This window comes from Prevotella corporis DSM 18810 = JCM 8529 (assembly GCF_000430525.1).
GTDB classification, from domain to species: Bacteria; Bacteroidota; Bacteroidia; order Bacteroidales; family Bacteroidaceae; genus Prevotella; species Prevotella corporis.
In genome coordinates this window covers 54,137-60,540 of record NZ_KE387158.1, presented here as the reverse complement: position 1 = coordinate 60,540, position 6,404 = coordinate 54,137, and the positions used below count along the sequence as shown (strand labels likewise).

Here is a 6,404-nt window from a genome sequence, read left to right as displayed (position 1 = left end):
CTGATAGAGAAAAATCCGGACATTCCTATTTATAAGATAGGTTTTCCAGACCATTGGAATAGGGAATCTATCTGGCAATAATTTTGTACGGGAATTTCAATTGCAATATTCCCGTACTTTATTTATGTCTACTAAAAAAAATGAAAGTAAGACATTTTTGCTTCCATTGGATAATAAACATGCGTTTAGTGTCTCCATTTGGGTCTGAAGTTTTGTGAACGATTGTCTTCTTTCTTGTCATGAGTAGGATAACTCTCGTTCTTTACTCCAGCTGAGTGATTGTTGTTAGACAAATTCTCTCCTTGGTTTACTTTCTCCGTCTCTTCTTTTTCCTCCTCTGGCGGTGCAAGCGTAAGCGCAATCTTTCTGTCCAATTCTGCTGCCTCCCCCTTGAGCACGCGCAGTTCGCTCTCTTTCTTCCATGAGCCCTTGGCTATATTGGTGTAAACGTCTTTGTTGGCTGCTGCCTTTGCCATTTCCTTCTCATGCGACTCTATCACTTTAGGGATACGCTCCAAGGCATTTACGAAGTTCTCGCAGGCAAGTTTCGGGTCTGCCGCTAACTTACCGTTATTATAGGTATAGTGGATGCTTTCCTGTCCCTTGACAAAGAAGCGGTTCATCGAGCAGTCGAACAAGTCCTTGGAAGTGCTCTCCGTCTTGACCATGATGGAAAAGCCGTAAACCTCGCCAATCTTGTTGTACTCGCTCTTGGTACGAGCCTTTTCCTCTATCTCATGCAGACGGGCGGCGATGACCTTTATGTCGGTGCTGTCCTCTACACCTTTGATTGTCAGTTTATTGACGGGCAGTCCCTCCTTGTCCCGTTCCACACGCTGCTCAAAGCAAGCCAAGTCAGCTTTAGCTTCCTTAATCTTGTCGGAATGGAAGGACACGGAACTCTCAATCTCTGCCAGCTTGCCCGTTGCGGCATCACGCTCACGGAGAAAATTCTTGCGCTCTGATTCCAAGGTGGTAATCTTCTTATCCAATCTTGCTTTCTCCAAAAGGTCTGTGTTGCCTGAAAGCACTGCTACATATTCTGAGAAGTTCATACCACTGTCCTCGTCCATCGAACCCTCATCAATGGTACGGCTACCCAAGGTGTTTGTTTTTAGCTGGTTGATAAAGAGCTGTTTGTTGTGCAACAGATTGAACTTATAGCTATCCAAGGAACGCTCTACGGCATAGATGATGACATCGACCTTGTTGTCCGCAAACTCCTTGGCGACAAGATTTCCCTTTCGGATGGCACGCCCATTGCGCTGCTCCAAGTCCGAAGGTCGCCAAGGCGTGTCCAAATGATGGATAGCCACAGCTCGTTGCTGGGCATTGACTCCAGTTCCCAACATAGAGGTAGAACCGAAGATAATGCGAATGTCACCACGATTCATCGCATCTACCATCGCTTTCTTTGCTTTCTCGTTCTTGCACTCCTGAATAAAACGTATCTCGTATGCCGGGATATGGTAGTCCTCCACTAATTTACGCTTTATCTCCGAATAGACATTCCATTCGCCGGGCTTGTAAGTCCCCAAATCAGAGAAAACAAACTGCGTCCCTTTCTGCGCATCATACTTTTGATAATAGTCATTGAGCATCTTGGCACAGTGACTTGCCTTGTTGTCGATATGATCTGAGTAAGCATTTTCATCTATCATGCGTAAATCTAAGCTCATCTTGCGGGCGTAGTCGGTTGCTATCAACATCTTTGCCTTTTCCTCGCTCTCGCTGAGCGGTGCACGTCCCAAGAGTGTGGCATTGCCCGTCTTGGCGAACTCCATCAGCTTGCCGATGAATTCTTCCTGCTCTGGCGTGGGCGGTATGTTGTGCAGTATCTCGTTTTTCTCGGGACGGTCGATACCGATGTCCTTTGCCGTGCGGAAATCGCAAATCTCCGCATAAAAGGCAGCCAGCTCTGGCACCTTGATGAAGGTGCGGAACCGCTCTTTCTGGATAATCTCATTGGTGATGGAGAACTCATAGTCGGTCGATTTCTTGGCAAAAACTGCTGCCCAAGCATCAAAACTGTTGATACCCTGCTTCTCCAAAGCCTGCGGGCGCAGATACTTGAACAGAAGATACAGTTCCGTCAGACTATTGGAAATGGTCGTTCCTGAAAGGAAAGTAGCTCCCAAATCCTTGCCCGACCGTTCTTGTATGGTACGAATGGCAAAGAGCATGTTCAGGGCACGCTGCGAGCCGTCCGGATTGCCCAAGCCCGACACTCTGTCATGGCGAGTGTTGAACATCAGGTTTTTGAATTGGTGGCTCTCATCCACGAACAAATGGTCGATACCCATCATCTTGAAGTCCACGGCATCGTCTTTTTTTTCGGCGATGCTGTCCTGTATGTTCTGTAACTTGGCTTCAAGTGTCTGCTTGCGCTTTTCCAAGCCTTTGAGCATACCACGGGAAATCTCCGCTCCTTGCATACGCAGGACTTCGAGGTTTTCCTCCACAGAGTCCTTCTCCTTCTGCAAGATAGCCTCTTGTACTTCCAAGGCTTGCGGTATCATGCCGAACTGCTCGTGCGTGAGTATGATACAATCCCAGTCATTGTTTTTGATGTCATTAAAGATGCGCTGGCGGTTCTGCTTGCTGAAATCATTCTTGCCCGGATAGAGAATCCTTGCATTGGGATAAGCCTTGCGGAAGGTATCGGCAATATCGAATACATTTGCCTTCAGTCCGATAATCATCGGCTTGTTTGCCAGTCCCAACCGCTTCATCTCATAGGCTGCCGTACACATGATGAGTGTCTTTCCCGCTCCCACCTCGTGGTCGCAGATGCCGCCACCATTGGTTTTGAGCATCCATACGGCATCCTTCTGACTCTTGTAGAGGTCGGCAATGCCCAATCGTCTAAGGTCAAGGTCTGGAAACGTCTGGTGCGTGCCGTCAAAGTTGGGTCGTACAAAACAATTGAAAAGGCGGTTGTAACGGTCGGATAACTGCTGCTTGAAGGTGTCTGGCGTGCGTCCGAGCCAATCGACAAAGCCCTGTCTGATTTCCTCAATCTTGGCATTTGCCATCTGTATGGCGTGTCCGTCACGCACCTTGATGGTCTTGATTTCTCCCGTAACCTTATCCGCCACCTCCTTGCTCTTGTTGATGTCGGGAATGGTATTGTGCAGGGCGTGCTTCAGGAGATTGATACCGTCATAACGGCGGAACTCACCCTGTACGGCATACTTGTGCCAGATATTGGCATTCTTTCGGTCGCAGACAATGCTGTACTCGTCCATGTTGGAATGGTAGGATACGCCAATATCCGTGCCGAAAAACTCCGAAGCGAACCTACCATAGACCTTGGCAGGTATCCAGCGTTCACCGAGATTGAAGTCAAGGTCTGCAAAAGGAATGGGTGTTGGCGTGGCTGCACGCAGCGCAGCAAGGCTCTGCTTTGCCTCTTCGTGGTCGGGATGTTCCAAGAGCCATGACTCAATACGCTCCGCCTTTTCTATTACATTGCCCGAAATGAACTTGTCCGCAACCTCATAAGCATTCTCTTCGGGATTGAAATAGATGCGGCCTTCTAAGGAAGAAATGATGTCGCTTTCCTCCATATCAGGTAAAAGCGAACTCATATAGTCAAGTTCCACCGTACCGTACTTGTTAAGCGATGCGCCCAGTGCCTCCATCGGGTCTGTGGCAACGGTCAGCTCCGTGGTAGAAAAAACTGTTGGATGGTCAAAGATGTCCGCCTTGACGTACCTGCCGTTTTCAGAGCGTTCCAAGAAGAGCATTTCCACGCCTGTGGCATCCATCTTGATGATGTCGGTGTTCGCCTTCTGGTTAAAGTAGCCCCAGCGTGCAACATAGTCATCATATAGGTGGTTGAGCCTGTTTCTATCTTCCCTGTCTTCTGCATGGTTCTCTGCCTCGTAGTCATAGAGACGATGATAGCACTCCCGTATCTCGATATAGCTTTTTAGTCGGGAAAGCTGCGCATACGGCAAGTCCATCGGGTTAAAGGTTGGATGTCGCTTTAAGTCGGAAAGAAACCCCACCTGACCTTTCTGCACGACAATGGAACCATCTCTCAGGTGAGAGTCCGGCAATGATAGAAAAGGGCGTGGTGAAGCGTCAAACTCTTTCTTAACCTCTGTTATCGGTTGTGGCTTCCGCTCTTCGGCTTCGTTCATAAAGTCAAAGAGGGATGGCTCAAGGTATGAAGGGGAGGCAGTCTTATTATTGCCCTTTCTTTTGGTTTTACGCCCCGGAGTGACAGTCGAGTGTGTTTCCTTGTTCTCCTTTCCTACTTTGTTTTCTGGATGCTTTTGGACTGTCTGAACCTGTGGTTTAGGGGCTTCCTTAATCTCGCCGTTCACGCGCTTTACTTCCTGCGTCCAGAGATTGTATTCCACCGGAGCGAATAGTGAAGGCTGCTCCGTTTCCTGTCGCTCGTCCATGCTGTCCATCACCGGGTGGTGGTCATCATCAAAATAGACAGTCTGCCCGTTCATCTCCCGTGGGGCTTCCACATCGGTGCGAATTTCTCTCACCTTCTGCTCATATTGACGGTGAAGGCTAAGTACGGGTACGCCCTCTGGGACTGATTCTTCAATAGTAGAGCCTGCCTCTTGTATCTGTACTGTCTGCTCACCGCCCGTTTTATCCACTTGCCCACTTACCTTTTCAACTTGGACTTCCTCTTTGGCATTTTCCGTAGAAAGGCTATCCTCCATTGTCGGAGTCTGAACTTCGGGTGCAGCCTTTTCCTTGATTTCCTCTGTCACCACTTCTTCTTTGGTATATTGTCCCCTGACGACTTCTTCCAGTTCGGCTATCTCGTGCAATTTCTTAGGAGAGAAGTACAGGTCTCGCTCAATACCCAATCCATGTATCTTCACTTCCTCCATCTCGTCAAGCGACATATTACCCAACTCCCAGCCGTAGCCCATTGTTACGACACCGAAACCAATGCGAGTTTTGGGGTCATATTCTAAGAGATAAGCCGTATATGCTCCCATCGGGAAGAAATAACGTGCGTAGGCGACCTTATCACCAATAAGTTCCTTTTCCGTGCTGTAAAGTTTAGGTAGTTGCTTCCTGATACTGTCGGGCATCAAATTATAGGCATTCTTCGCCTCCTTGTGCACTTTGGGATCCTCTTTGGGTAAATTTACCGTTATACCTAACTTTCTCAGTTGTTTTTCAGCTTCTTTCTGCCGTTCCTCCTCCGTCATAGGTATGCCTGTTTCATAGAGTTTTCGATCAAAGCGTTGCTCAAATTCCAAGGAGAGCTGTGCCCTGATACTCTCCGCCATATCGTCAATGCTGCCATCGAAGCGATACTCCCATGCAGGCTTGCCGTATGGGTCTTTGCCCATTATGCGTTCCGTGGCGATGATACGGTGGGCAATGTCTTTCCAATCTCCTGCAAAAAGTGAGTTGTGCTTGAAGACGACAGAAGAGCCTTCTTCTTTGGGAACGGAAAGAGTTTCTACAAACTGCTGTTCAATCCCCTCGCTGATTTCTTTACCAGTCTGCTTCTGCAGGACGATGAGGTCACTGCCTACGTCTGTTCCTGCATTGTCTGAAAACATACCTGATGGCAGTCGGAGAGCAGAGATAAGGCGGCTGTTCTGCATAAGATAACGACGTATGGCTTCATTGCGGGGACTGTCCAATACACCCTGCGAGGTGATGAATGCCAGCAAGCCACCTTCCTTGATGCAGTCCAATCCCTTTACAAAGAAGTAATTGTGGATGGCTCGTGTGGATTCCCTCTTAAGAACATCCTTGCCCTTGCTGTACTCACGGTCATAGACCATAAAATCCCCGAAAGGAATGTTACTTGTAATAAGGTCGTATTTTTCCTTATCTTCCAACTCTCCGATGGCTTCAAAGGGTTCTTGGCGGACAATGATATTGCCTTGCCCATAAGGATGAATGGATTGTGAGATACGGGCAGTGAGCAAATCTTTTTCCATTGCATCGACCATTCCAGCCCTTTTAGCAAAAGTCTCGGTAAAGGCTCCCATGCCTGCCGAAGGGTCCAAGCAGCGACGTATGGGTACATCTACAGAAGTAAGCGCATCGGAAATGGCGGCAACGATACGGGTATCTGTATAGAAAGACGTTAGTACGCTTGCCTTGATGCTCTCCCAGTACCGCTTGGCGGTATTGGCATCGACGGCATCACGGTAAATCATCTGTTTGAGCCTTTGGGTAGGCTCGAAGAGTTGTTGCTCCGACTGGCTCCAATAGCGGAGATCATCGGGACTGTCACATCGGTTCAGCACGCATTTCAAGCCACCGAAGCCCTGATAGTTGCGCAATATGTCTTTCTCGGCTTCGGTGGCTTCGCGGCGTTCTTTTTCCAAGCGAAGCACAACACGGATGGCTTCTGTGTTGGCTTCAAGGACGTTTTTCTTATTGTATGCCATAGTGTTTCT

At 48.4% G+C, this 6,404-nt stretch carries 1 protein-coding gene; it reads right to left on the bottom strand.

Annotated features, from left to right (window positions below; all coding sequences use genetic code 11):
* Positions 1–185 precede the first annotated feature (185 nt).
* Complete coding sequence (locus H515_RS0112150; protein WP_028902016.1) at positions 186–6,395, bottom strand: DUF2958 domain-containing protein; 6,210 nt, start codon at positions 6,393–6,395, stop codon at positions 186–188.
* Between the last annotated feature and the right edge of the window lie 9 nt (positions 6,396–6,404).